Below are 24254 nucleotides of genomic sequence, written 5' to 3'. Positions count from 1 at the left end.
CCATTCGCCTCGACAAGAGCGACGCAGCGGAGAGTGATGGGATGAAATTGACGGTTCCGGCGATCGGCGGCGGCGCATGACGATGCTGTCGGGCATCCGCGTCATCGATCTGACGACGGTGATCTTCGGCCCCTATGCCACCCAGATGCTCGCCGATCTTGGCGCCGAGGTGATCAAGGTCGAAACGCCGGGCACCGGCGACATTTCGCGCTACCTGGGCAACGGGGTGCCCGACCCGACGATGGGCTCGGTCCATCTGACGGTGAACCGCGGCAAGCGTTCGATCGCGCTCGATCTGAAAGACCCAGGCGATGCGGCGGTGCTGCGCGACCTGATCGCCAGCGCCGACGTCTTTTTCCACAATGTGCGCGGCAAGGCGATCGCCAAGCTCGGCTTCGACTATGCCGCGTGCCGGGCGCTGAAGCCTGACATCATCTATGTCCACGGCACCGGTTTCGGGCAGGACGGCCCCTATGCCGACCTTCAGGCCTATGACGACGTCATCCAGGCGGCGACCGGAACGACCAGCCTGTTGCCGCGCGTCGACGGCGACCCGCGCCCGCGCTACCTGCCCTCGCTGATCGCCGACAAGGTCGCGGGCCAGTTCGGCGCGCAGGCGATCCTCGCCGCGCTCGTCCACAAGCTCAGGACCGGGGAAGGCCAGCAGGTCGAGGTGCCGATGTTCGAATGCTTCGCCTCGTTCATGCTCGTCGAACATTTGCGCGACGCCGCGCTCGATCCGCCGATCGGCCCGGCCGGCTATCCGCGCCAGCTCGATCCGACGCGCCAGCCGTTCCCCACGAAGGACGGCTATCTGGCGATCGTGCCCTATACTCCCGAATCGACTGCGCGGCTGATGGGGTTGCTCGGCAGCGCCGACCTGCTCGACACGCCCGAATATCAGGACGCCAAGGCAGAGGGCCGCCACATGCCGCTGATCTATAGCGAGATCGCGCGCAAGACGCCTGCGCGCACCAGCGCCGAATGGCTCGACCTGTTCGCCCAGAACGACATCCCGGCGATGGCGGCGCGCGACCTGCAGGACATATTGGGCGACCCGCACCTCGCCGCGACCGGATTTTTCCGCCACCGCGCCCATCCCGATGTCGGCGCCTTTCACGAGATGCAGCCACCGGTGAAATATGGCGCGATACCGACGCGCGACCTGGGGTTCGCGCCACGCGTCGATGGCGACGGCGCGGCGATCCGGTCCGAACTGGGCGCGGCGAAATAGACAACGCCGCGATTGCATTGTTGCGCGCGCGGCCTAGCATTGCGTCGATACACGGAGGGGAAGGATATGCCGGAAAATCTGCTCGCGCCGGGCGCCGTGCTGGCGCTGTGGACGCTGATCATGCTGACTTGGGCGGGGGTGACGCGCTTTCAGGCGTTCGGCAAAGCCGGGATCGACCTGAAAACCGCGCCGCCGGGCGGCCGCGGCGCCGATCTGGAAGGGGTGCTGCCGCCGCTCACTAATTGGAAATCGCACAATTACACGCATCTGCTCGAACAGCCGACATTGTTCTATGCGGTGATCGTCTTCCTGCACCTGTCGGGCGGCAGCACCGACCTGACGCGCGGGCTGGCGTGGGCCTATGTTGTGCTGCGCATCGTCCACAGCCTGTGGCAGGCGACGGTGAACCGGATTCCGGTGCGCTTCACCATTTTCGCGCTCGCGACTTTGTGCCTGCTGGCGCTGTCGCTGCTCGCGGTCATCGCAACTTTGGGCTGAGGGGGGATGAACATGGATACGAACGCGATATTGGGACCGGTCGCCGCGCTGGCGCTGTGGTCGATGGTGATGTGGGTGTGGATGTATGCGACGCGCATCCCGGCGATGAGCCGCGCCAAGATCGACGCCGCCAAGCTGGTCGGCGGTACCGGCAAGGGGCTCGACGACCTGCTGCCCGCCGAAGTTCAGTGGAAGGCGCACAATTACAACCATCTGATGGAACAGCCGACGGTGTTTTACGCCGTCGCGCTGGCGCTGGCGATCGGCGGCATGGGCGGCGGGCTCAACGCCCAGCTCGCCTGGGCCTATGTCGGCCTGCGCATCGTGCACAGCCTGATCCAGGTCACCGTCAACCGGGTGATGTGGCGCTTTGCGGTGTTCGCACTCGCCAGCCTGGCGCTGCTCGCGCTGTGCCTGCATGCGTTCATGGGGTTCGTGCTGCATTGAGACAGAACGTCGCCCACGCGCAGGCGGGGGCGGCTATTTCAAAAAGCGCGCCGCGAGTTCGACGTGGGTCGACCAGCGGAACTGCCCGACCGGTTGCACCCAGTCGAGCGTGTAGCCCCCGTCGATGAGCAGCTTCGCGTCGCGCGCAAAGCTTGCGGGGTTGCAGCTGACATAGGCGATGACGGAGGTGTCCGACGCCGCGAGTTGGATCACCTGTTCCTCCGCGCCAGCGCGAGGGGGATCGAGGATCACCGCGCCGAACCGATTGAGCTCGGCGGGGATCAGCGGGCGGCGGAACAGGTCGCGGTGCTCGGTCGCGACCAGTGCGCCCGTCCGGTTCGCCGCGGCCTTGAGCGCCGCGATCGCATCGCGTGCGCCCTCGGCGGCATAGACTTTGCGGCCTTTCTGGAGCGACAGAGCAAAGGTCCCGACCCCGGCGAACAGATCGGCGACCGCGCCCGCATCGCCCACCGCGCGGCGGACTGCGTCGACCAGCGCGGTCTGGCCGGCTTCGGTCGGTTGCAAAAAGGCGAAGGGCGGCAGCTCGACGCCGATCTCGCCGAAGCGCATTGTCGGCGGTTCGGGCTGCCACAGGATTTCCAGTCCGTCGCCCTGATCGATCGCGAAGCGCGCCAGCCCGTGCGTCCCGGCAAAATCCTGCAGCGCCATCGCGGCGTCGAGTCCCTCGGCCTTGACGCCCTCTAGGATCAGTTCGACGCCCTGATCGAGCATCTGCAGCTTGACCTTCACCGGCCGCCGCTGCTGCGCGATCGTCGTCAGCAATTCGCGTACCGGAGCGATCAGCGCGAACAGTTCGGGCCGCAGCAGCGGGCACATGCGCATGTCGACGATCTGGTTGCTCTGCGCCGCGTTGAAGCCGATCGCGACCTGCTTGCCGGTGCGCAGCGCGGTAAGCGCGGCGCGGCGGCGGCTGTGCGGCGGCGACAGCTGCGCCGGGAGCACCGCATCGCAGACCACCCCCTGCCCTTCGAGCGCGCCGACGACACGGTCGCGCACGAAATCGGCGAGCGCGGGTTCGGCGACATGCTGGAGCTGGCAGCCGCCGCATTTGCCGAAATGACGGCACGGCGGGTCGGCGCGGTTCGGGCCGGGAATGAGGATGCCGTCGTCGCGGACGCGGTCGCCCGGCACGCCGCCCGCGACGTGGCGACCGTCGCCGGTCACGCCATCGCCGCGAGCGGCGATGCGCTCGATCAGCGCGTTCTCGGTCATGCTATTCCCTTACCAGATCGTCGGCGACCAGATCGTCGGCGACAAGGCCGGGGCCTATACGCGTGGCCCGCGCGATATGCCAGCCCACCGCAGCAACCGCGGCGTCGAAGGCATCGCCGCCACGCGCGAGCATCGCCCCGCACGCGCCGGCGAGGACGTCGCCGGTGCCTGCCGTCGCGAGCCAGGAGCTGCCGGGCCACGCCGCAACGACCCGGCAGTCGGGGGAAGCGATCACGGTATCGGCGCCTTTGTAGACGACGACCGCGCCGGTGCGGCTCGCCGCCGTCATCGCGCGGTGAATTTTGTCACCCTCGATATCGGGAAAGGCGCGCGCGAACTCGCCGGCGTGCGGGGTCAATATCGCCTTGCCCGACCGTCCGGACAGCCGCGGCAGCGCTGCATCGATCGCCGCCGCATCGAGCACCAGCGGTTTGCCGCTGTCCAGCGCCGCGGCGATATCGCTGTCCAGTGCGGGGCCGGCTGGATAGCCCGGCCCGAGGATGACCGCGCCAATGCGGCGGTCGCGCAGTCGCTCGGCATAGCTGTCGCCGCCCTCGGCAATGATCGCGTGCAGGGGCGCCTGCCGGGTGCCGCTCAGCACGACATAGCCCGCGCCGGCGCGCAACGCCGCAGCTGCGGCCAGCCCCGCAGCGCCTGGCATGTCGCCGGCGCGCACCACCACCATGCCGCGACTGAATTTGTGCGTGTCGGCGCGCGGCGCGGCACCGGTCGTTGGCGTCGCGATCGTACGGATACGGCGGTCGGCGTCGATACCGATCGGCGCGAGCAGGACGCGGCCGCAGGTGGCGGCAGCGGGCAACAGGACGTGCGCGAATTTCAGCGCGCCGAGCGCGACGGTGACGTCGGCGGGCAAAGGCGGGGTCCACGACGCGATGCCGTCGCCATCGACCCCGCTCGGCACGTCGACCGCCAGCACGCGCCGCCCTGCGAAGCGCCTCAATATATCGGCCAGCCCGTCGGCCAGCGGGCGCGTCAGGCCGACGCCGAACAGCGCATCGACGATCAGCGGCGCGGGCGCGGTATCGGCGTCGAGCGCCTCGACCGGTCCGTCCCAGCGGGCGCGCGCCGCCAGCGCCAGCTCGGTGGTCGGCGATGCCAGCGCGGCGACGCGGACCGTAGCGCCGCGCGCCGCGAGCCGCCGCGCCGCGACATAGCCGTCGCCGCCATTGTTGCCGGGTCCGCACAGGATCAGGATCGGGGCGCCCGCCGCCATCCGCCACGCGGTATCGGCAACGGCGGCGCCCGCGCGCTCCATCAGTTCCGACAGCGGCGTTCCGGATGCTGCACACATCGCCTCAGCCGCTCGCATAGCGTTGCTGGTCAGGATCGGGGCGTCGGCGGGCACGGGCATGGCGTCAGATTAGCACGGCCAGGCCAAAAGTCGCGATGCAAGCGCTCGGCCACCTCACCCCGTCATTGCTAGGTCGCCCCGCCCGTGTTCGCCGGCAGGCGGTAGCGGTCGGCGCCGACCGTCACTTCGATCATGCCGTCGCCGACGATGGCAACCTTGGCCGGTTCGGATCCGTCGGCCGACACCAGCCCGCGACCGTCGGTAGTGATATTGAGACGGCGGTAGCCGACGTCGCTGCGACCGACCACCAGAACCGCGCCGTCAGCGCCGCTCATTTCCTGAACCGTACAGGTGCGATCAAACAGCTTCGCTCCTTCGAGCGCGCATTCGATCCGTCCGTTTTCGGCCGCTTCGCGCGATCCGCGCGCTTCGGCTTCGGCAAGTTCGCCATTGTCGGGCGCGCCGCTGCATCCTGCGAGCAGCAAGAGCGGCAGCGCCCTGCCCCATATCGTCATCATGCACTATCCCCGTTTGAGCTGCGACAGGTCGCGCACCGCGCCCCTTGCCGCACTGGTCGTCATCGCAGCATAGGCCTGAAGCGCTACCGAAACCTTACGCGGACGCGGCTTGACTGGCTGCCAGGCCGCCTCGCCCTTCGCCTCCATCGCGGCGCGCCGCGCCGCGAGTTCGGCATCGGACAGCGCAAGATGAATGGTGCGCCGGGGAATGTCGATTTCGATCAGGTCGCCATTTTCGACGAGCCCGATCATCCCGCCTTCGGCCGCTTCGGGTGAGACATGGCCGATCGACAGGCCCGACGTGCCGCCCGAAAAGCGCCCGTCGGTGACCAGCGCGCACGCCGCGCCCAGCCCCTTCGATTTGAGATAGCTCGTCGGATAGAGCATCTCCTGCATCCCCGGGCCGCCCTTCGGGCCTTCGTAGCGGATGACGATGACATCGCCCGCGACGACCTGTCCGGTCAGGATTCCGGCCACCGCCGCGTCCTGGCTTTCGAAAACCTTGGCCGGCCCTGAGAATTTCAGGATCGATTCGTCGACCCCCGCGGTCTTCACGATGCATCCGTCGCGAGCGATATTGCCCGACAGCACTGCCAGCCCGCCATCCTGGCTGAACGCATGATCGGCCGAGCGGATGACGCCGCTCTCGCGGTCGAGATCGAGCGAGTCCCAGCGACGGTCCTGGCTGAACGCGGTCTGCGTCGGCACCCCGCCCGGCGCCGCCATGAAGAATTTCTGGACCTCGGGATCGTTGGTGCGCGAGATGTCCCATTTGTTGAGCGCATCGCCCAGCGTCGCACTGTGCACCGTCGGCAGATGCGCGTGGAGCAGTCCCGCACGTTCGAGCTGCCCGAGGATCGCCATGATCCCGCCGGCGCGGTGGACGTCCTCCATATGGACGTCGCTCTTCGCCGGTGCGACCTTCGACAGGCACGGCACGCGGCGCGACAGCCGGTCGATGTCATCCATCGTGAAATCGACCCCGGCTTCGAACGCCGCGGCAAGCAGATGGAGCACCGTGTTGGTCGACCCGCCCATCGCGATGTCGAGGCTCATCGCGTTTTCGAACGCCTCGAAGGTCGCGATATTGCGCGGTAGCACGCTGTCGTCGTCTTCCTCATAATGGCGTTTGCACATCTCGACGACGATCCGGCCGGCGCGCAGGAACAATTCCTTGCGGTCGGCGTGGGTCGCGAGCGTCGAGCCATTGCCCGGCAATGACAGCCCCAGCGCCTCGGTCAGACAATTCATCGAGTTGGCGGTGAACATCCCCGAGCAAGACCCGCAGGTCGGGCATGCCGCCTGTTCGATCGCCAACACTTCCTCGTCGCTGTATTTTTCGTCGGCGGCGGCGACCATCGCATCGACCAGATCGAGCGCGACGGTCTTGCCTTTCAGCACCACCTTGCCCGCCTCCATCGGCCCCCCCGACACGAACACCACGGGGATATTGATCCGCAGCGCCGCCATCAGCATGCCCGGTGTGATCTTGTCGCAGTTGGAAATACACACCATCGCATCGGCGCAGTGCGCGTTGACCATATATTCGACCGAGTCGGCGATCAGGTCGCGGCTCGGCAGCGAATAGAGCATGCCGTCGTGCCCCATCGCGATACCGTCGTCGACCGCGATCGTGTTGAATTCCTTGGCGACGCCGCCCACCGCCTCGATCTCGCGCGCCACCATCTGGCCCAGATCCTTCAGGTGGACGTGGCCAGGGACGAACTGCGTGAAGCTATTCACCACCGCGATGATCGGCTTGCCGAAATCGCTGTCCTTCATCCCCGTCGCGCGCCATAGCCCGCGGGCGCCCGCTTGGTTGCGGCCATGCGTGGTCGTGCGCGAACGATAAGAAGGCATTTTGTAATTTCCTAGAAATATTATTTCAAATAACCGGCAACGAGAGCGCCTCTACACCCCTAACTTGCGATATTCAACGCCACTTTCGCGATCATCCGAGCCAGCCGCTCGGCAAACAATGCCTGCCCCGCGCTATCGCCGATCAGATCCTGCCGCATCTCGATTCCGACATAGGGAATGGCGTTGCCCTCGGCATGCCGGTTCATCGTCGCGTTGAGCAGCTTGCCCGAATAGGGCAGTTGGTCGCCGGCGTTCAGCCCCTCGGCGGCCAGCGCCGCGATCGCTGGCGCTGCTAGCCGGTCGTCGTCGTTATAGAGCACCCCGACCTGCCAAGGCCGCGCCTGATCGGCATGCGCCGCCAGCGACGGGGTGAAACTGTGCAGCGACAGGATCATCGCCGGGCGGTGCGCCGCGATCGTCGCTTCGATATGCGCGTGATAGGGCCGAAAGAAGCGGGCCAACCGCGCCTCACGCCCCGCATCGTCCAGCGCATTGCCCGGCACCGCATGCCCGTCGCTTGCTATCGGTAGCACCCCCGGCGCGTCTTCCTCGCGGTTGCAATCGACCACCAGCCGCGACACGCCGCCGAGGATCGCGGCATCGACGGCGCCGCGCGCGACGAGCAACGCCGCCACCTCGGCCACCCCGATATCGACCGCAATGTGATTGATCAGCAGCGCCGGATCGATGCAGAGGTCGATGTCGGCGGGAACATGGTTCGACGCATGGTCGGCGATGAGCAGGATGCCGCCCGCCCGCGGCGTCCCCAATTGCCGCCATGCCTCGCTCATCGCAGCGCGCCCGACATCTGCCACCAGTGCGGATGGCTTTGCGCCAGCGAGATTGCGGCCGCATCGCGCTCCGCCGCCGCGTCGAACAGCGCAAAGCAGGTCGCGCCCGATCCCGACATCCGCGCCAGCCACGGGCGCAGCGCGCCGAGTTCGAGCAGCACGTCGGCGATCGCCGGACATTGCGCGGTCGCCGGGCGTTGCAGATCGTTGCGCGCCGCCAGCAATTGCGCCCGCCCCGCCGGGTCGCCGAACAGCGGCCCGCGGTCGATCCCGTCCCACGCGGCGAAGACAGGGCCAGTGGCGACGGGAAAGCGCGGGTTGACCAGCAGCACCGGGGTGCCGGCGAGCCGCAGTTCGGGAACCGGGCTCAGCGTTTCGCCGACGCCGACCCCTAGACAGGTCGCACTGGCGACGCAGGCGGCAATATCGGCACCGAGCGGGCCGATGACCCGCGCCAGCACCGCGTCCCCGAGTTCGGGCAGGAAATGCCGCCGGACCAGCCGCGCCATCGCCGCGGCGTCGGCCGAGCCGCCGCCGACCCCCGCCGCGACCGGCAACCGCTTGGTCAGCGTCACCGCCAGCGGCGGCACCCGGTCGGCGCCATAGCGCGCACGCAGTAGCGCCAGCACCTGCAGGACCAGATTGTCGTCGCCGGCGCTCAATCCCTCGGCAAACTCGCCGACGATCGCCAGCCGGTCGGCGTCGGCGATTTCGGCGACGACCCCGTCGCCGCCGTCGACGAAGGCGAACAGGGTTTCGATGTCATGATAGCCGTCGGCGCGCCGACCGCGGACGTGCAGCGCCAGATTGATCTTGGCCCAGCCGGTCTCGTGCAGCAGAGTTGTCACGATGTCGGTCAAGGCGCGGTGGTCGCGGGGGTCAGCCCGTCGCGCAGCTTTGCCTCGATCCGCGTCGCCATGTCGGCCTCGGCGAGCAGCGCCGCCGCCCGCCAGACGTAACGCGCCTGGAACTTGCGCCCTGCCTGCCAATAGGCGTCGCCCAGATGTTCGACGATCACCGCATTGCCGGGCTCGCCGCGCTGCGCCTTTTCCAGCAGGAGCACCGCCTCGTCGGTCCGCCCGACGAGGAAGTAGGCCCAGCCGAGCGAGTCGGTGATGCTCGGGCTCTGCGGCTCGCGCTTCCACGCCGCCTCGATCCGCGCCAGCGACGCGGCGATGTCCTTGCGCCGTTCGAGCGCCGAATAGCCGACGAAATTCAACACCGCGGGGTCTTCGGGCCGCAGCGCCACCGCCTTGGCGAGCAGCGGTTCTGCGTCACTCCAGCGATCGTCCTGCAGCAGCAGCTCGGCGCGGGCGATCAGCAGCGTGCCGTGCAACGTCCAGTCCTCCTCGCTGTCGCCCAGCGCCTCCTCAAGCCGCAGATAGGCGCGCCCCGCCGCATCCTTGTCGTCGGACCGCCGCGCCAGATCGGCGAAGCGCACGATCAGGCTGCGCGCGTCGGGCGCCGCCGCCGATGCGGCCTCGGCGCGCGTCACCGCGCCGGGCAGGTCGCCGGCATCGGCCATAAGTTCGGCGCGGCGCATTTCCAGCACCGGCGGCATCGTCCCGCCGTCGGCCAGCAGCGCCATCGCCGCCTTGGGCTGACCGTTGCGATCGAGCGCCTCGACCAGTGACGCGCGGACCGTCCAGTCGTCCTCGTTCAGCCAGTGCGCGGCGCGCGCGAACAACAGCGGCACCTTCGGGTTGCCGTTCGGCGTCCGCGCCAGACCATCGGCGATAAGACCCAGCCAGTGCGCGACCCCGGCGCGGGGTGTCGATAGCGGCTGATCGGGCAGCAGCAACAGCGGGTCTTCGCGGTTCCCCGCGGCGAGCGCGATGCGGCGGCGCAATCCTTCGGCGGAGGCGGTTTCGCCAGCCTTGTCGAGCGTCGCGGCGAGGCGGAGCGCGACGAGCTGGCTGGTGCGGTCGGACAGCATCGTGCTGTCGGCGAGCGCCGCCGCCTCGGCCGGGCGCCGCGCCGCAAGCTGGACGAGCGCGGCTTCGAGCAGCATCGCGGGCTCGGGCCGTCCGCGACCGCCGCCCGCCGCCAGCAAATGGCGCTCGGGCGCCTTTTCGCGCGCCCCGACATCGATCCACCCATCGAAGGTCGGCTGGATCAGCCGCGACACGGCGTCGCCGCCGGTCTTGTCGCCGCGACCGGGCAGATATTCGCGCGCCGCCTTCCAGTCCGAGCGGCGCATCGCGTCGACGAGCAGCACCAGCTGGGCGTCGAAGCGGCGGTCGCCAGCCTCCCACAGTTGCATCGCGGCGCTGCGTGCGGCCGCAAGATCGCCGGCCTCGATCGCTTGATCGAGCATCCGCGCGCGCAGTCCCGGCAGGTCGGGGGCGTGGCTGGCCAGCGCGGTAAGCGCCGACAACGCCGCCGCCGGCTCGCCCGCATCCTCGGCCAGCCTCGCTTTCACCAGCGCGTTCAGCGCCGCGCCGCTGTCGTCGGCGGCGCGCGCCGGCGCCGTCACAGTCGCCGATCCCGAAGCCAATATCAGCGCCGCGGCGAGGCGGGCGGATTTACATATTGGGGTAATTGGGGCCTCCGCCGCCTTCGGGGGTGACCCAGTTGATGTTCTGGGTCGGATCCTTGATGTCGCACGTCTTGCAGTGGACGCAATTCTGGGCGTTGATCACGAATTTGGGATCGCCCTCTTCCTCGCCGACGATCTCATAGACCCCCGCCGGGCAATAGCGCTGCGCCGGCTCGTCATAGAGCGGCAGATTATATTCGACCGGGATCGACGGATCTTTCAGCTGCAAATGGACCGGCTGATCTTCCTCATGGTTGGTGTTCGACACGAACACCGACGACAGGCGGTCGAAGGTAAGCACCCCGTCGGGCTTGGGATAAACGGGCTTCGGCATCATGTCGGCGCGGTACAGGCTCTCATTGTCCGGGTGATGCTTCATTGTGAACGGGACTTTGATCTTCAGCGTTTCGAGCCACATCGTGATCCCCGACAGGATCGTCCCGCCCAGATCGCCCCATTTTTCGACGAGCGGCAACACGTTGCGCACGACGCTGAGTTCCTTCTTGACCCAGCTGTCGTCGTAAGCCGCCTGATAGGCATCGAGCGTGTCGCTTGTCCGCCCCGCCGTGACGGCCGCGAACGCCGCTTCGGCGGCCATCATCCCCGATTTCATCGCGGTGTGGGTGCCCTTGATGCGCGGGACGTTGAGGAAACCGGCGCTGTCGCCAATCAGCGCGCCGCCGGGGAACGCCAGCTTCGGCACCGACTGATAGCCGCCGTCGCTGATCGCCCGTGCGCCATAGGACACGCGCTTGCCGCCCTTCAGGATTTTCGCGATTTCGGGATGCGTCTTCCACTTCTGCATCTCCTGAAAGGGGGAGATATGCGGATTGCGATAGTTGAGCCAGGTCACGAAACCCAGCGCGACCTGCCCGTTCGCCTGATGATAAAGGAAGCCGCCACCATTGGCATGTTCGTCGAGCGGCCAGCCCTGCGTGTGGATCACCCGCCCCGGCGCATGGTTTTCGGAGTCGATGTCCCACAATTCCTTGACGCCGAGCCCGTAAACCTGTGGTTCGCAGTCGGCATCGAGTGCGAACTGCGGCTTCAATATCTTGGTCAGATGACCGCGCACGCCTTCGCCGAAGAAGGTGTATTTGGCGTGGAGTTCGAGCCCCGGCGCGTAGTCGGCCTTGTGGCTGCCGTCGCGCGCGACCCCCATGTCGCCGGTCGCGACGCCTTTGACCGAGCCATCGTCGTTATAAAGGATCTCCGCCGCCGGAAAGCCGGGGAAGATTTCGACCCCCAGCCCCTCGGCCTGCTCGGCGAGCCAGCGGCACAAATTGCCGAGGCTGCCGGTGTAGGTGCCCTTGTTGTGCATGAAACCGGGGGTGATGATGTGCGGCACACCGATCTTTTTGGTCTTGGTCAGCACCCAATGCTGGTTGTCGGTGACCGGGACCTCGGCCATCGGGCAGCCCTGCGTCCGCCATTCGGGGAGCAATTCGTCGAGCGACTTGGGATCAATCACCGCGCCCGACAGGATATGCGCGCCGACCTCCGACCCTTTTTCGAGGATACACACCGACAGCTCGCTGCCCGCCGCATTCGCCAGTTGCTTGAGGCGGATCGCCGCCGAAAGGCCCGCCGGACCCGCGCCGACGATGACCACGTCATAGGGCATCGATTCCCGTTCGCTCACTTGCAAAACCTTTCTGCCGTCCCTGCGCGGACGTTCATCGTGTCCCGCGCTCATTCTGTCACGAAATGCGATGCCCGCCAATTGACGCGTCCGTCAACAGGCTGTTTCAACAAATCACATGGGTGGGTCCAATTCAGCCTTGCTTGCTCAAAGCACATGCGACTGGTGGTCGCTGGCGGGCGTCGATACGCTCGTCGGCGAGGAGCCGGCCGGCTGGCTGGCGCCGCCGCCCGCGAACGACGCCGTGCCGGCGCGCGCCCGGCCCGTCGCCCCCGAACCCGAAGCGGCGCCCCTCCCCGCCATCCTCCAGCGCCGCGAGACCCCCGCAGAGACTGCCCCCGCGGCCCCGGCGACGCTCCCCGACGACTGGGACGAGTTCCAGCGCTGGCTCGCCGAGGCGCCCGGGGTGCCGGGCAGCCAGTGGGACGCGCGGCGCGTGTTGCCCGTCGGCACAGCCGGCGCGCCGCTGATGATCTTCACCGCCTGGCCCGAAATCGACGACCAGCGCGACGGCGCGCTCTTTACCGGCGCGGCCGGGACACTGCTCGACGCGATGCTGCGCGCGATCGGGCTGGCGCGCGGCGACTGCTATCTTGCCAGCCTGGCGGTGACCCGTCCGCCGGGCGGCCGCTGCGACGACGGCGCCGCGGCCGATCTCGACCGCTTGCTCTGGCACCACCTGCGGCTGGCGGGGCCCGAACGGCTGCTGATTGTCGGCAGCGACATGCTGCGCATGGCGGCCGCGATGCCGATCGCCGAAGCGCGCGGAAGGTTACTCGATATTAACCAAGACGGCGGCAAGGTGGCGACGGTGGCGGTCGCAAGTCCTGCGATGCTGCTGGCCCGGCCGGCGCAGAAAGCCGCCGCCTGGGATAGCCTCAAACTGTTCAACCGGGGACGTTGACGGATGTCGAAAACGACCAAGCTCTCACTCTCCTGCGCCTTTGCCGCCCTGCTTCTTTCGGCCACGCCTGCGTTGGCCACAGATTCCGGCGACCGCGATTTCGTGGCGGCGGCGCAGACGGTGCCCGACATTTTGTCGGCGCAGCAGAAACAATATTACACACAGGTCATCGCCGCGATCCGCGGCCAGCGCTGGACCGATGCGCGCGCCTTGCTCGCGAGCGGTGAAAACGGTCCGCTCGACGATTTCCTGCGCGCCGAGCTGCTGGTCGCGCCCGACAGCCCGCGCGCCGAAGTCGCCGATATCGCCCCGCTCCTCGCCCGTTCGCCATGGCTGCCGCAGGCCGAACAGCTCGGACGGCTCGCGGCAAAGCGCGGCGCGACCGACCTGCCGACGCTGCCGATGCAGACCCGCCTGGCATGGGCGGGCAGCGCGCCGCGCCGCGTTGGCGCCGATTCGGTGAACGGCGACCCGGTTGCCGCCAGCCTCGCCAGCACGATTCCCGACCGCATCAAGAACGACGACCCGGCGGGGGCAGAGGCGCTGCTCAATGCGGTGATCGACCGGCTCAGCCCCGATTCGCGCGCCGAATGGACTCAAAAGGTCGCCTGGTCCTATTATATCGAGAATGACGACACGAATGCGCTGCGCCTGGCGCTCGCCTGCACCTCAGGCGGTCACAACGCCTGGTCCACGCAGGGCGCCTGGGTCCAGGGTCTCGCGGCGTGGCGGCTGCGCGATTACCGCACCGCGCTCGTCGCCTTCGACCGTGTCGCCAAGGAAGCGCCCGACAGCGAATTGCGCGCCGCCGCGCATTATTGGGCGGCACGCGCGGCGATCGCCGCGGGCGAGCCGGCGTCGGTGCAGCCGCGGCTGCGCGCCGCCGCCGCCAACGAGGAAACGCTCTACGGTCTGCTTGCCGCCGAAACGCTGGGGCAGGAAGTGAACAGTCAGCGCGAGAACGTCCGCGCCGACCGCAGCGCGTGGCGGGCGCTCGAAACTTTGCCCAATGTGCGAGCCGCGATGGCGCTCGCCGAAATCGGTGAGGATAAATATGCTGGCGAAGCGCTGCGCCATCAGGCGCAGATCGGCAACGCAGACCAGCATGCCCAAATCATAGCGATGGCAGGTGCGCTCAGCCTGCCCGAAACCCAGCTCTACCTTGCGCACAACACCCCGAGCGGCCGCAAGGTCGCCGCGGTCACGCGCTACCCGCAACCCAAATGGGAGCCCAATGGCGGGTGGAAGGTCGATCCCGCGCTGGTGTTCGCCCACACGCTCCAGGAATCGCGCTTCCAGCGCACCGTCGTCAGCCCCGCCGGTGCCTTTGGCCTGATGCAGGTCCGCCCCGGCACCGCGCGCGATGTCGCGCGCTGGCGCGGCGACAGCGGCCCCGGCGATCTGCGCATCCCCGCGGTCAACATGGACATGGGGCAAAGCTATCTGCAATATCTCGCGCGCGACGCATCGACCGGCGGCCAGTTGCCCAAGGTGATCGCCGCCTATAACGCCGGCCCGGCGCCGGTGGCGCGCTGGCAGTCCGAAATCCGCGATAACGGCGATCCGCTGCTCTATATGGAATCGATCCCCTATTGGGAGACGCGCGGCTATGTCGGCATCGTGCTGCGCAATTACTGGATGTATGAAGCGCAGCAGGGCAAGCCGTCGGTCAGCCGCGCCGCGCTGGCGCAAGGCAAATGGCCGCGCTTCCCCGATGGCAAGGACCGGGTGCGCCTGACCTATGCCGGCGACCTCGCGAACGCCGACTGAGCGGATGGCGATCGACCCTACCCTGCCCTTCAAACCGGTTCGCATCGCGATATTGACGATTTCGGACAGCCGCAATGCGGCCGAGGACAGGTCGGGTGACAAGATCGAAGAATTGCTCACCACCGCCGGGCATATCCTCGCCGCCCGTGCGATCATCAAGGACGAGGGCGACCTCATCGTCTCGCGCCTGCACAACTGGATCGACGACCCCGACGTCGACGTCGTGATCACCACCGGCGGCACCGGCCTGACCGGCCGCGACGTCACCCCGGAGGCGCTGCACCGCCTCGACGGCAAGGACATCCCCGGCTTCGGCGAGCTGTTTCGCTGGCTGAGCTATCAGACGATCGGCACCTCGACGATCCAGTCGCGCGCCTGCGCCGTGGTCGCGCGCGGCACCTATATCTTCGCGCTCCCCGGCTCGACCGGCGCGGTCACCGACGCGTGGGAAGGGATCCTCTCGACCCAGCTCGACAGCCGGCATCGCCCCTGCAATTTCGTCGATCTGATGCCGCGCTTGATGGAGTGAGACCCGTCGCCCCGCCCTCACGGGGAAGAAAGATTTTGTTCTTTATTTGTTCTCTCTGAACAGATAAACTCGATGGGTGGAATTTCCCAAACCCCTCCCCCCGATCTCCGGCCGCGGCGCGCCCACGAACCTTCGCCCGACACGCACCGGGTCGCTCGAGCGCGAGGCCGATGGCGACTGGCTCGATGCGGCCGACGATATCGATGGCGACGCGCCGCCGGTACGCACGACGGTGACGATCGAGCATCCCAAAACCATCATCGCGCGCAACACATCGCCCGACATAGGCTTTGATCGCTCGCTCAACCCCTATCGCGGCTGTGAGCATGGCTGCATCTATTGCTTCGCGCGCCCGACGCATGCCTTCCACGACCTGTCGCCGGGGCTCGATTTTGAAAGCCGGCTGTTCGCGAAGCCCGACGCGGCCAGCCTGCTGCGCGCAGAACTCGCCAAGCGCGGCTATCTGGCGGCGCCGCTGGCGATCGGCACCAACACCGACGGTTACCAGCCGGTCGAGCGCGAATGGGGCATCACGCGATCGGTTATCGAGGTCCTCGCCGAAACCCGCCACCCGCTGATCATCACCACCAAGTCCAACCGGGTGCTGCACGATATCGACCTGCTCGCCGACATGGCGCGCGACAATCTGGTCGGCGTCGCCATCTCGGTCACGACGCTCGATCCCGCCGTCGCGCGCACGCTCGAACCGCGCGCGCCGCACCCACGCCGCCGCCTCGACGCGATCCGCAAACTGATCGATGCCGGCGTTCCGACGCAGGTCAATATCTCGCCGATCATCCCCGCCATCACCGATCACGAGATCGAGGCGATCATGCAGGCGGCCGCCGAAGCTGGCGCAATCCGCGCCTCCTACATCCTGATGCGCCTGCCGCACGAGGTCGCGCCGCTGTTCCGCGCCTGGCTCGCCGCGCACTATCCCGACCGCGCCGACAAGGTCATGCACATGGTGCAGGACATCCGCGGCGGCCGCGACAACGACGCCGGTTTCTTCACCCGGATGAAGGGACAAGGCGTGTGGGCAGAGCTGATCCGCACCCGCGTCAAACGCGCCGCGCGCGCGCATGGCCTCGACCGCAGCTTCCCGTCTTTGCGCAGCGACCTGTTCAGGCCGCCGGAACGTGGTGGGCAGATGGAGCTGTTCTAGTCCTCGTGTTTCAAACCCCCGCCAGCGACTTCAGCTTGTAATCCTTATAATCATCGCGGATCTGCCGCTTCAAAATCTTGCCCGTCGCGGTGTGGGGCAGCTCGTCGACGAACACGACCTCGTCGGGCATCCACCATTTGGCGATCTTGTCCTTCAGATATTCGACGATGCTCGCCTCGCTCACTTCGGCGCCGGGTTTGCGAACGATCAGCAGGATCGGCCGCTCGTCCCACTTCGGGTGATAGACGCCGACCGCAGCGGCTTCCTGGACCCCCGGCACGCCGACTGCGGCGTTTTCCAGCTCGATCGACGAAATCCATTCGCCGCCCGACTTGATCACATCCTTCGCGCGGTCGGTGATCTGCATGACGCCATCGGGGTGGATCACCGACACGTCGCCGGTGTCGAACCAGCCGTCGGCATCGGCGGCATCGGCGTCGGCCCGGAAATAGCGCTGGATGATCCACGGCCCGCGGCATTGCAGCCGTCCGCTCGTCTCGCCGTCGCGCGGCAGCTCCTTGCCTTCGTCGTCGACGATGCGCAGCTCGACACCGAACGGCGGGCATCCCTGGCGGCAGACGACATCGACGCGCTCGTCGAAGCTCATATCGTCCCAGTTCCACGGACGCTTGCCCATCGTCCCGATCGGGCTCGTCTCGGTCATCCCCCACGCGTGGCCGACATCGACCCCGGCTTTCATGAACCGCTCGATCATCGCACGCGGCGCCGCCGAGCCGCCGATGATCACCCGGTACAGCTTGCCATAATCCATCCCAGTCGCATCCATGTGCGCGAACATCGCAAGCCACACCGTCGGCACCCCGGCGCTGTGCGTCACCCCTTCGGCGTGCATCAAGTCGCACAGAACCGCGGCGTCGTTGGTCGCCGAAAACACCAGCTTGGCGCCGACCGTCGCGGCGGCAAAGGGAATGCCCCAGCTGTTGGCGTGGAACATCGGCACGATCGGCAGGATGACGCTGCGGTTCGACATGTCGAACACATCGGGCTGGATTTCGGTGATCGCGTGGATGACGTTCGAACGATGCTCATAGAGCACGCCCTTGGGATTGCCCGTCGTGCCGCTGGTGTAACACAGCCCGACCGGGTCGCGCTCGTCGAGCTCGACCCATTCGAAACTGCCATCCTCGGCATCGATCAGGTCGCGGTACGACAGATAACCGTCCTGCGCCGGCGCATCGAACAGGATGAAATGCTCGACCGTCGGCAGTTGATCGCGCAGCCGCTCGACGATCGGCAGGAACATCGCGTCGAACAGCAGCACGCGGTCCTCGGCATGGTTGATGATATAGACCAGCTGTTCGTCAAACAGCCGCGGGTTGACGGTGTGCAGCACCCCGCCGATGCCCGCGCTGCCGTACCAGCTGACCAGATGGTGGCCGTGATTCATCGCCAGCGTCGCGATGCGGTCGCCCTTCTGTATGCCCAGCCTGACCATCGCCGCGGCAAAGCGCCGCGCATCGGCGCCGACCGCGCCCCAGGTCGATCGCGTCATGCTCCCGTCGGCCCAGCGCGACACGATCTCGCGCCCCGCATGCTCGCGCGCGGCATGATCGATCAGGCTCGTGACGAGCAGCGGCTGGCCTTGCATTCCCATAATCGGCATCCTCTTTTGGTTTTGCCTAGCGATAAGGCCGAGGATGCGCTTCGCGCAAGGGGCAACACGCCCGATAGCGTCGGGCGAGACAATTAGCCGCGCACGCGAAAATCCCTTGCCGCGGCCAGCGACAGCTTAGGCTCGGCCACGCCGGCGACCAGTTCCAGCCGCGCGACGAGGTCGGGATCGAGCGCAAAGCGGCGGCCGAGGTTGATCCGGATGTCGCGGCCGGTTTCGGGGTCCGCCGTCGTCACGATGATCGCCCCGCGCGCATCGTCGCGGCGTTCGGCGAGCCGCGCCAGTTCGGCGATCGCTTCTGGCGCGTCGACGCGGCATTCGAGTTGCAGCGCCGCCGTCGCGGCGATTTCGGTGAGCGGCTGTGCGCCGCGCACCGTCACCCGCGGTGTTTCTTCGCCTTCGAGCAGGTCGAGTTCGACCGCCAGCATCGCACAGCCGCCATCGGCGGCGAGCGATTCCAGCACCCGACTCGCCTGTTCGTCGAAGCAGCTCGACTGGAACTGCCCGCTGCGGTCCGACAGCGTCAGGTTGAGGAAGCGGTTGCCGCGCTGCGACACGCGCGCTTTGGCATTTTCGACCATCGCCGCCATCACCATCGGAATTCGCGTCCCCGGCGTCATTTCGACGTTGGCGCAGATGTCGCCATAGCTGCGCGCGCCGCGCGCCGCGACGATCGCTTCATATTGCTCGACCGGGTGGGCCGAGAAATAGAAACCGAACGCTTCCTTTTCGCGCGTCATGCGCTCGGCGAGCGTCCAGGGTTCGGCGGTCGGCAGCTGCAACACCGGCGCGACGTCGATGTCGCCGCCAAACAGCCCGCCCTGTCCGGTCGACCGCTCATGCGCCGAGCTGTTGGCGCAGGCGAGCAAACTTTCCGCGCCCGCATAGGCACGCGGCCGGTCGGGCTCGACGCTGTCGAACGCCCCCGCCCCCGCCAGCGCCTCGATCTGCCTCCGGTTGAGCAGCTTGGGATCGATCCGGTTCGCAAAATCGTCGAGGCTGGCAAAATCGCCCTTCGTCTGCCGCTCGGCCACCAGCGCTTCCATCGCGCGTTCGCCGACCCCCTTCAAGGCGCCGAGCGCGAAGCGCACCGACAGTTCGTCGCCGCTCTGCCCGACCGAAAAATCCGCCTCGCTTTCGTTGATCGACGGCGGTGCGACGGCAATGCCCGACCGGCGCATGTCGTCGATAAAGATCGACAATTTGTCGGTCTGATGGCTGTCGAACGACATCGACGCGGCGAAAAATTCGTGCGGATAATGCGCCTTCAGCCATGCGGTCTGATACGACAGCAAGGCATAGGCCGCGGCATGACTCTTGTTGAAACCATAGCCCGCAAATTTGTCGATCAAGTCGAACAGCTCGTTCGCTGCCTTCGGCGCGATCTGGTTATGCTCGCCGCAGCCGGTGACGAAGGTCTCGCGCTGCGCGTCCATTTCGGCCTGGACCTTCTTGCCCATCGCGCGGCGCAGCAGGTCGGCGCCGCCGAGGCTGTAGCCGGCGAGGATCTGCGCCGCCTGCATCACCTGTTCCTGATAGACGAAGATGCCATAGGTTTCGGCGAGGATGCCTTCGAGCAGCGGGTGCGGATAGGCGATCGGCTCGCGCCCGTTCTTGCGCGCGCCGAACAGCGGGATATTGTCCATCGGCCCCGGGCGATAGAGCGCGACGAGCGCAATGATGTCGCCGAAACTGGTCGGTTTCACCGCCGACAGCGTCCGCCGCATCCCTTCGGATTCCAGCTGGAACACCCCGACCGTCTCGCCGCGCTGGAGCAGTTCGTAGACCGCCGGATCGTCCCACGCGAGCGTGTCGAGATCGACGTCGATCCCGCGCAGCGCAAGCAGCCGCCGCGCTTCCTTCAGCACCGACAACGTCTTGAGCCCCAGGAAGTCGAACTTCACCAGCCCCGCGCTTTCGACATATTTCATGTCGAACTGCGTCACCGGCATGTCCGACCGCGGGTCGCGATAGAGCGGGACGAGCTGGTCGAGCGGACGGTCGCCGATCACCACGCCCGCCGCGTGGGTCGAGCTGTGCCGCGGCAAACCTTCGAGCTGGCGTGCCATGTCGAACAGCCGCCGCACCCCGTCGTCCTGCTTATATTCGGTCATAAGCTCGCTGACGCCGTTGAGCGCGCGATCGAGCGTCCACGGGTCGGTCGGATGGTTGGGGACCAGCTTCGCCAGCCGGTCGACCTGGCCATAGCTCATTTGGAGCACGCGCCCGGTGTCCTTGAGCACCGCGCGCGCCTTCAGCTTCCCGAAGGTGATGATCTGCGCAACCGTGTCGCGGCCGTATTTTTCCTGCACATAACGGATCACTTCGCCGCGCCGCGTTTCGCAGAAGTCGATGTCGAAGTCGGGCATCGACACGCGCTCGGGGTTGAGGAAGCGTTCGAAGAGCAGGCCGAGTTTGAGCGGATCGAGGTCGGTGATCGTCAGCGCCCAGGCGACGACGCTGCCCGCCCCAGACCCGCGCCCCGGCCCGACCGGAATATCCTGCGCCTTCGCCCATTTGATGAAGTCGGCAACGATCAGGAAGTAGCCGGGGAACCCCATCTGGGTGATGACGTCGACCTCGAAATCGAGTCGCTCGAGATAGGCCTGCCGCGCGTCGTCGGAGAGGTCGGGATAGAGCGCGAGCCGGGCCGTCAGCCCGGCGTGCGCATCGACCTTCAGCTGCGCCGCTTCGCCCTCGCGGTCCCCCGCCAAACTCGGCAGGATCGGTGCGCGCTTCGGCGCCATGAAGGCGCAGCGCTGCGCGATGATGACGCTGTTGCGCATCGCCTCGGGCAGATCGGAAAAGGCGTCTTCCATGGCCTCGGCCGGTTTCAGCCACGCCTCCGGACTGCTGACCCGGCGATCGGTGCTTTCGACATAGGCCGACTGCGCGATGCACAGCATCGCATCGTGCGCGGGATGGAACTGGGGTTCGACAAAACTGGCCGGATTGGTCGCCACCAACGGCAACGCGCGGGCGTAGGCCATCTCGATCAGCGCCGGCTCGGCGGCCATCTCGGTCGCGTCGCCGCGCCGCGCCAACTCGATATAGAGCCGCCCGGCAAACAGGGCCTCCATTTGCTCGACATAATCGTCGGCCGCGGTTTTCTGCTCACCGGCGAGCAATCGCGCCAGCGCGCCCTCGCCGCCGCCGGTCAGACAGACCAGCCCGTCGGTCCGCCCCGCGAGATCGGACAAGGTGACGTGCGGGTCCTGCTCGACCGGGCGGCCGAGATGCGCCGCCGACACCAAGGCGCACAGATTGTTGTAACCCACCTCGTCCTGCGCATAAAGCGCGAGCCAGTCGATCAGCGGCGCCCCGTTCGCGAGCCGCTGCCCGGGCCGCGCGACGCTGAGCAGCGCGCCGACGATCGGCTGGACGCCGGCCGCCTTGCACGCCTCGCCGAACGCCATCGCACCGTAAAGCCCGTTGCGGTCGCAAATCGCGATCGCCGGAAACCCGCGATCGCGTGCCGCTTTCGCAATCGCCTTGGGCTCGATCGCCCCTTCGAGCATCGTGTAGCTGGAAAAGACGCGGAGGGGGACAAAGGGGCTGTAGGCCATGGCGGGGACGCTAACGCGGCGCCATCGATTCGACCACCGCCCTATTCACAAAATCGTCATTGCGAGGGCCTGAAGGCGACGCGGCAATCCAGCGCCTGCGTAAACCGCGCTGGATTGCTTCGCTTCGCTCGCACTGACGAGCTTTTCAAATTCACCCCAGCAGTTCCTCGATCTCTTTGCGCAATTGCTCGGGCTTGGTCGTCGGCGCGTGGCGGGACACAACCTTGCCGTCGCGATCGACCAGGAATTTGGTGAAATTCCACTTGATCCCGCTGCCGATCAGGCCGGTCTTTTCCTTTTTCAGATGCTTGAAGATCGGATCGGCGCCGTCGCCATTGACCTCGATCTTTGCCATTACCGGAAAGCTGACGTCATAGGTCAAGGAACAGAAATTCGCGATTTCCGCGGCATCGCCGGGCTCCTGCGCGCCGAACTGGTTGCACGGGAACGCCAGGATCTCGAGCCCGCGATCCTTGTAATCGCGATACAGTTCCTCCAGCCCTTCATATTGCGGGGTGAAACCGCATTTCGACGCGGTGTTGACGATCAGCAGCACCTTGCCGCGGTAATCCGCCATCGACTGGGTGCCGCCGCCGGGCAGCGGCGCCGAAAGGTCGTAAAGTGCCATATCCTGTTCCCCTCCAAATTCGCACGATCTAGGCGGCGACGCGCCCTTCGTGCAAGCGCAGCACGCGGTCCATCCGCGCCGCCAGCCGTTCGTTGTGCGTGGCCACCAGCGCCGCCGAGCCATGGTCGCGCACCAACCCGACGAACTGCTCGAACACCCGGTCGGCGGTCGCCTCGTCGAGATTGCCGGTGGGCTCGTCGGCGAGCACCAGCATCGGACGGTTGGCGAGCGCGCGCGCCACTGCGACGCGCTGCTGCTCGCCACCCGACAATTTGCTCGGCTTGTGATGCAGCCGCTCGGCCAGCCCCAGCCGACCGAGCAGGTCGGCGGCGCGCTCCTCGGCGTCCGCCTGTGCCGCGCCGCGGATCAACTGCGGCAGCACGACATTCTCGATCGCGTTGAAATCGGGGAGCAGATGGTGAAATTGATAGACGAAGCCGATCTTTTCGCGCCGCGTCTTGGTGCGTTCGCCCTGTTCGAAGCGCGTGACGTCCTCGCCATCAATGCGGATCGTGCCGCCAAAACCGCCCTCGAGCAGCCCGACCGCCTGCAGCAAGGTCGACTTTCCCGATCCCGACGGGCCGAGCAGCGCGACGATCTCGCCGCGTTTCAGATGCGCATCGACGCCGCGCAGCACGTCGATTCGCGCGTCGCCCTGCTCGAAATGGCGGGTCAGCCCGACCAGTTCCAATATGTCACTCATAACGCAGCACCTGTACCGGATCGGTGTTCGCCGCTTTCAGCGCCGGATAGAGCGTCGCCAGGAAGCTGAACAGGATCGTCATCGCGACCACCACGCCGATTTCGACCGGATTGGGTTTCGACGGCAGTTCGGTCAGAAAGCGGACCGACGGGTCCCACAGATTCTGACCACTGAGATAACCGACCCCGGTCAAAATCCCCTTGCGGAAATAGAGCGCGGTAAAGCCGAGGATCAGCCCGACCAGCGTTCCCCCGACCCCGATCGACACGCCGATCGCGACAAAGATGCGCAGCACCGAATCGCGCGGCGCGCCCATGGTGCGGATGATCGCGATGTCGCGCGTTTTCGCGCGCACCAGCATGATCAGCGACGACACGATGTTGAATGCCGCGACGAGGATGATCAGCGACAGGATCACGAACAGCGCCACGCGTTCGACCTCCAACGCTTCGAACAGGCTGCTGTTCGTCGATCGCCAGTCGGCGACGACCGCCTGCGACGCCAGTCGTTCGGCGAGCGGCGCCAGGATTTCGCCGACCCGGTCGGCATCCTCGGTCTGCACCTTGATCATGCCGATCTGGTCGCCGGTCAGCAGCAGCAATTGCGCGTCGGCCATCGGCATGACGATATACGCCTTGTCGAAATCATAGACGCCGATCTCGAAAATCGCGGTGACGCGATAGCTGATCTCGCGCGGCACGGTGCCGAACGGGGTCGATCGGCCGGCGGGATTGATGATCGTGATCTGCGATCCGACGCTGGCGCCGAGGTTCTTGGCGAGTTCGGACCCCAGCGCGACATTGCCCGATCCGTCGGTCAGCGTCTCGAGCCGACCCTGCATCACCTCGCCGCGCAGCGTCTGGTTGGTGCGGATGTCGGGTACCAGCATCCCGCGCACGATCACCGCCTCGACCCGGCCGCCGAAGGTGGTGAGCAGCGGCTGTTCGATGATGGGCGTCGCCTCGGTCACCCCCGGCGTCGCCTTCACTTCCTTCAGCACGTCGCGCCAGTCGTCGATCCGGCCGCCGAACCCCTGCACCACCGCATGGCCGTTGAGCCCGACGATCTTGTCGAACAGTTCGCCGCGCACCCCGTTGACGACGCTCATCACGATCACCAGCGCCGCGACGCCCAGCGTCACCGCGATGAAGCTGAACATCGCCGCGACGAAGATAAAGCCTTCGCCGCGCTGAGGAAGCAGATAGCGTTTGAAGATGGCGCGTTCATAAGGACGCAGGATCATGGGGCGAGCGGCCTTTGGAGCGCGGTGCGCGTTGCGGTC

Annotated in this window: 20 protein-coding genes; 7 read left to right on the top strand and 13 right to left on the bottom strand. The window is 67.0% G+C overall.

From position 1 onward, the window contains the following. The first annotated feature begins 76 nt into the window (after positions 1-76). The 3 genes from HEQ22_RS06555 to HEQ22_RS06545 all read left to right on the top strand — a co-directional run bounded on the left by HEQ22_RS06555 (position 77) and on the right by HEQ22_RS06545 (position 2179). Positions 77-1234 (top strand): CaiB/BaiF CoA transferase family protein, encoded by a 1158-nt coding sequence (locus HEQ22_RS06555; protein ID WP_432770387.1) that lies wholly within the window; start codon positions 77-79, stop codon positions 1232-1234. Between the two features lie 66 nt (positions 1235-1300). After that, complete coding sequence (locus HEQ22_RS06550) at positions 1301-1732, top strand: MAPEG family protein (protein ID WP_432770386.1); 432 nt, start codon at positions 1301-1303, stop codon at positions 1730-1732. 12 nt (positions 1733-1744) lie between these two features. Continuing rightward, positions 1745-2179 carry an MAPEG family protein gene (locus HEQ22_RS06545; RefSeq protein ID WP_432770385.1) on the top strand — a complete coding sequence of 145 codons (435 nt, stop codon included), beginning with the start codon at positions 1745-1747 and terminating at the stop codon, positions 2177-2179. A 33-nt stretch (positions 2180-2212) separates the two neighbouring features. On the opposite strand, the gene HEQ22_RS06540 is transcribed toward HEQ22_RS06545, so the two are convergent. The 8 genes from HEQ22_RS06540 to HEQ22_RS06505 form a co-directional block, all read right to left on the bottom strand. Continuing rightward, the gene (locus HEQ22_RS06540; RefSeq protein ID WP_432770384.1) at positions 2213-3412 is read right to left on the bottom strand and encodes a class I SAM-dependent RNA methyltransferase; all 1200 of its coding nucleotides are present in this window, start codon (positions 3410-3412) and stop codon (positions 2213-2215) included. Position 3413: 1 nt separating this feature from the next. After that, positions 3414-4784 (bottom strand): NAD(P)H-hydrate dehydratase, encoded by a 1371-nt coding sequence (locus HEQ22_RS06535; protein ID WP_432770383.1) that lies wholly within the window; start codon positions 4782-4784, stop codon positions 3414-3416. Positions 4785-4852: 68 nt separating this feature from the next. Further along, positions 4853-5242 carry a hypothetical protein gene (locus HEQ22_RS06530; protein ID WP_432770382.1) on the bottom strand — a complete coding sequence of 130 codons (390 nt, stop codon included), beginning with the start codon at positions 5240-5242 and terminating at the stop codon, positions 4853-4855. Positions 5243-5245: 3 nt separating this feature from the next. Then, positions 5246-7102, bottom strand: a complete 1857-nt coding sequence (gene ilvD / locus HEQ22_RS06525; protein ID WP_432770381.1) for a dihydroxy-acid dehydratase — start codon at positions 7100-7102, stop codon at positions 5246-5248. A gap of 59 nt (positions 7103-7161) precedes the next feature. Continuing rightward, on the bottom strand, positions 7162-7893 hold the full coding sequence (locus HEQ22_RS06520) for an N-formylglutamate amidohydrolase (RefSeq protein WP_432770380.1): 732 nt from the start codon (positions 7891-7893) through the stop codon (positions 7162-7164). Then, positions 7890-8741: a 4-(cytidine 5'-diphospho)-2-C-methyl-D-erythritol kinase gene (locus HEQ22_RS06515; RefSeq protein ID WP_432770379.1), complete on the bottom strand. Its 852-nt coding sequence runs from the start codon at positions 8739-8741 to the stop codon at positions 7890-7892. Before HEQ22_RS06515 ends, HEQ22_RS06520 begins: the two co-directional genes overlap by 4 nt. Positions 8742-8749: 8 nt before the next feature. Beyond that, positions 8750-10369 carry a tetratricopeptide repeat protein gene (locus tag HEQ22_RS06510; protein WP_432770378.1) on the bottom strand — a complete coding sequence of 540 codons (1620 nt, stop codon included), beginning with the start codon at positions 10367-10369 and terminating at the stop codon, positions 8750-8752. 49 nt (positions 10370-10418) lie between these two features. Beyond that, entirely contained in the window at positions 10419-12074 is a 1656-nt protein-coding gene (locus tag HEQ22_RS06505; RefSeq protein WP_432770377.1) for a 4Fe-4S dicluster domain-containing protein, read from the bottom strand. Positions 12075-12213: 139 nt separating this feature from the next. On the opposite strand from HEQ22_RS06505, the gene HEQ22_RS06500 reads away from it, so the two are divergent. The 4 genes from HEQ22_RS06500 (at position 12214) to HEQ22_RS06485 (ending at position 16442) form a co-directional block, all read left to right on the top strand. Next, positions 12214-12978, top strand: coding sequence for a uracil-DNA glycosylase family protein (locus HEQ22_RS06500; RefSeq protein ID WP_432770376.1), 765 nt, complete (start codon positions 12214-12216; stop codon positions 12976-12978). A gap of 72 nt (positions 12979-13050) precedes the next feature. Further along, the gene (locus HEQ22_RS06495; RefSeq protein ID WP_432770375.1) at positions 13051-14748 is read left to right on the top strand and encodes a lytic transglycosylase domain-containing protein; all 1698 of its coding nucleotides are present in this window, start codon (positions 13051-13053) and stop codon (positions 14746-14748) included. A 4-nt stretch (positions 14749-14752) separates the two neighbouring features. After that, positions 14753-15277, top strand: a complete 525-nt coding sequence (moaB, locus tag HEQ22_RS06490) for a molybdenum cofactor biosynthesis protein B (RefSeq protein WP_432770374.1) — start codon at positions 14753-14755, stop codon at positions 15275-15277. Between the two features lie 76 nt (positions 15278-15353). Beyond that, positions 15354-16442 (top strand): PA0069 family radical SAM protein, encoded by a 1089-nt coding sequence (locus tag HEQ22_RS06485; RefSeq protein ID WP_432770373.1) that lies wholly within the window; start codon positions 15354-15356, stop codon positions 16440-16442. 10 nt (positions 16443-16452) lie between these two features. On the opposite strand, the gene HEQ22_RS06480 is transcribed toward HEQ22_RS06485, so the two are convergent. The 5 genes from HEQ22_RS06480 to HEQ22_RS06460 all read right to left on the bottom strand — a co-directional run bounded on the left by HEQ22_RS06480 (position 16453) and on the right by HEQ22_RS06460 (position 24215). After that, positions 16453-18057 (bottom strand): long-chain fatty acid--CoA ligase, encoded by a 1605-nt coding sequence (locus HEQ22_RS06480; RefSeq protein ID WP_432770372.1) that lies wholly within the window; start codon positions 18055-18057, stop codon positions 16453-16455. 92 nt (positions 18058-18149) lie between these two features. Beyond that, positions 18150-21641: a DNA polymerase III subunit alpha gene (gene dnaE / locus HEQ22_RS06475; protein WP_432770371.1), complete on the bottom strand. Its 3492-nt coding sequence runs from the start codon at positions 21639-21641 to the stop codon at positions 18150-18152. 151 nt (positions 21642-21792) lie between these two features. Then, positions 21793-22269: a glutathione peroxidase gene (locus HEQ22_RS06470; protein ID WP_432770370.1), complete on the bottom strand. Its 477-nt coding sequence runs from the start codon at positions 22267-22269 to the stop codon at positions 21793-21795. A 28-nt stretch (positions 22270-22297) separates the two neighbouring features. After that, a complete protein-coding gene (locus HEQ22_RS06465) occupies positions 22298-22972 on the bottom strand; it encodes an ABC transporter ATP-binding protein (protein ID WP_432770369.1) in 675 nt (224 codons plus the stop codon). Continuing rightward, positions 22965-24215, bottom strand: coding sequence for a lipoprotein-releasing ABC transporter permease subunit (locus tag HEQ22_RS06460; RefSeq protein WP_432770368.1), 1251 nt, complete (start codon positions 24213-24215; stop codon positions 22965-22967). Before HEQ22_RS06460 ends, HEQ22_RS06465 begins: the two co-directional genes overlap by 8 nt. Positions 24216-24254 lie beyond the last annotated feature (39 nt).

The sequence above is a fragment of the Sphingopyxis sp. genome (assembly GCF_050916055.1).
GTDB lineage: Bacteria > Pseudomonadota > Alphaproteobacteria > Sphingomonadales > Sphingomonadaceae > Sphingopyxis.
The sequence above is the reverse complement of the archived record's forward strand: the minus strand, read 5'-3'. Positions and strand labels throughout refer to the sequence as shown.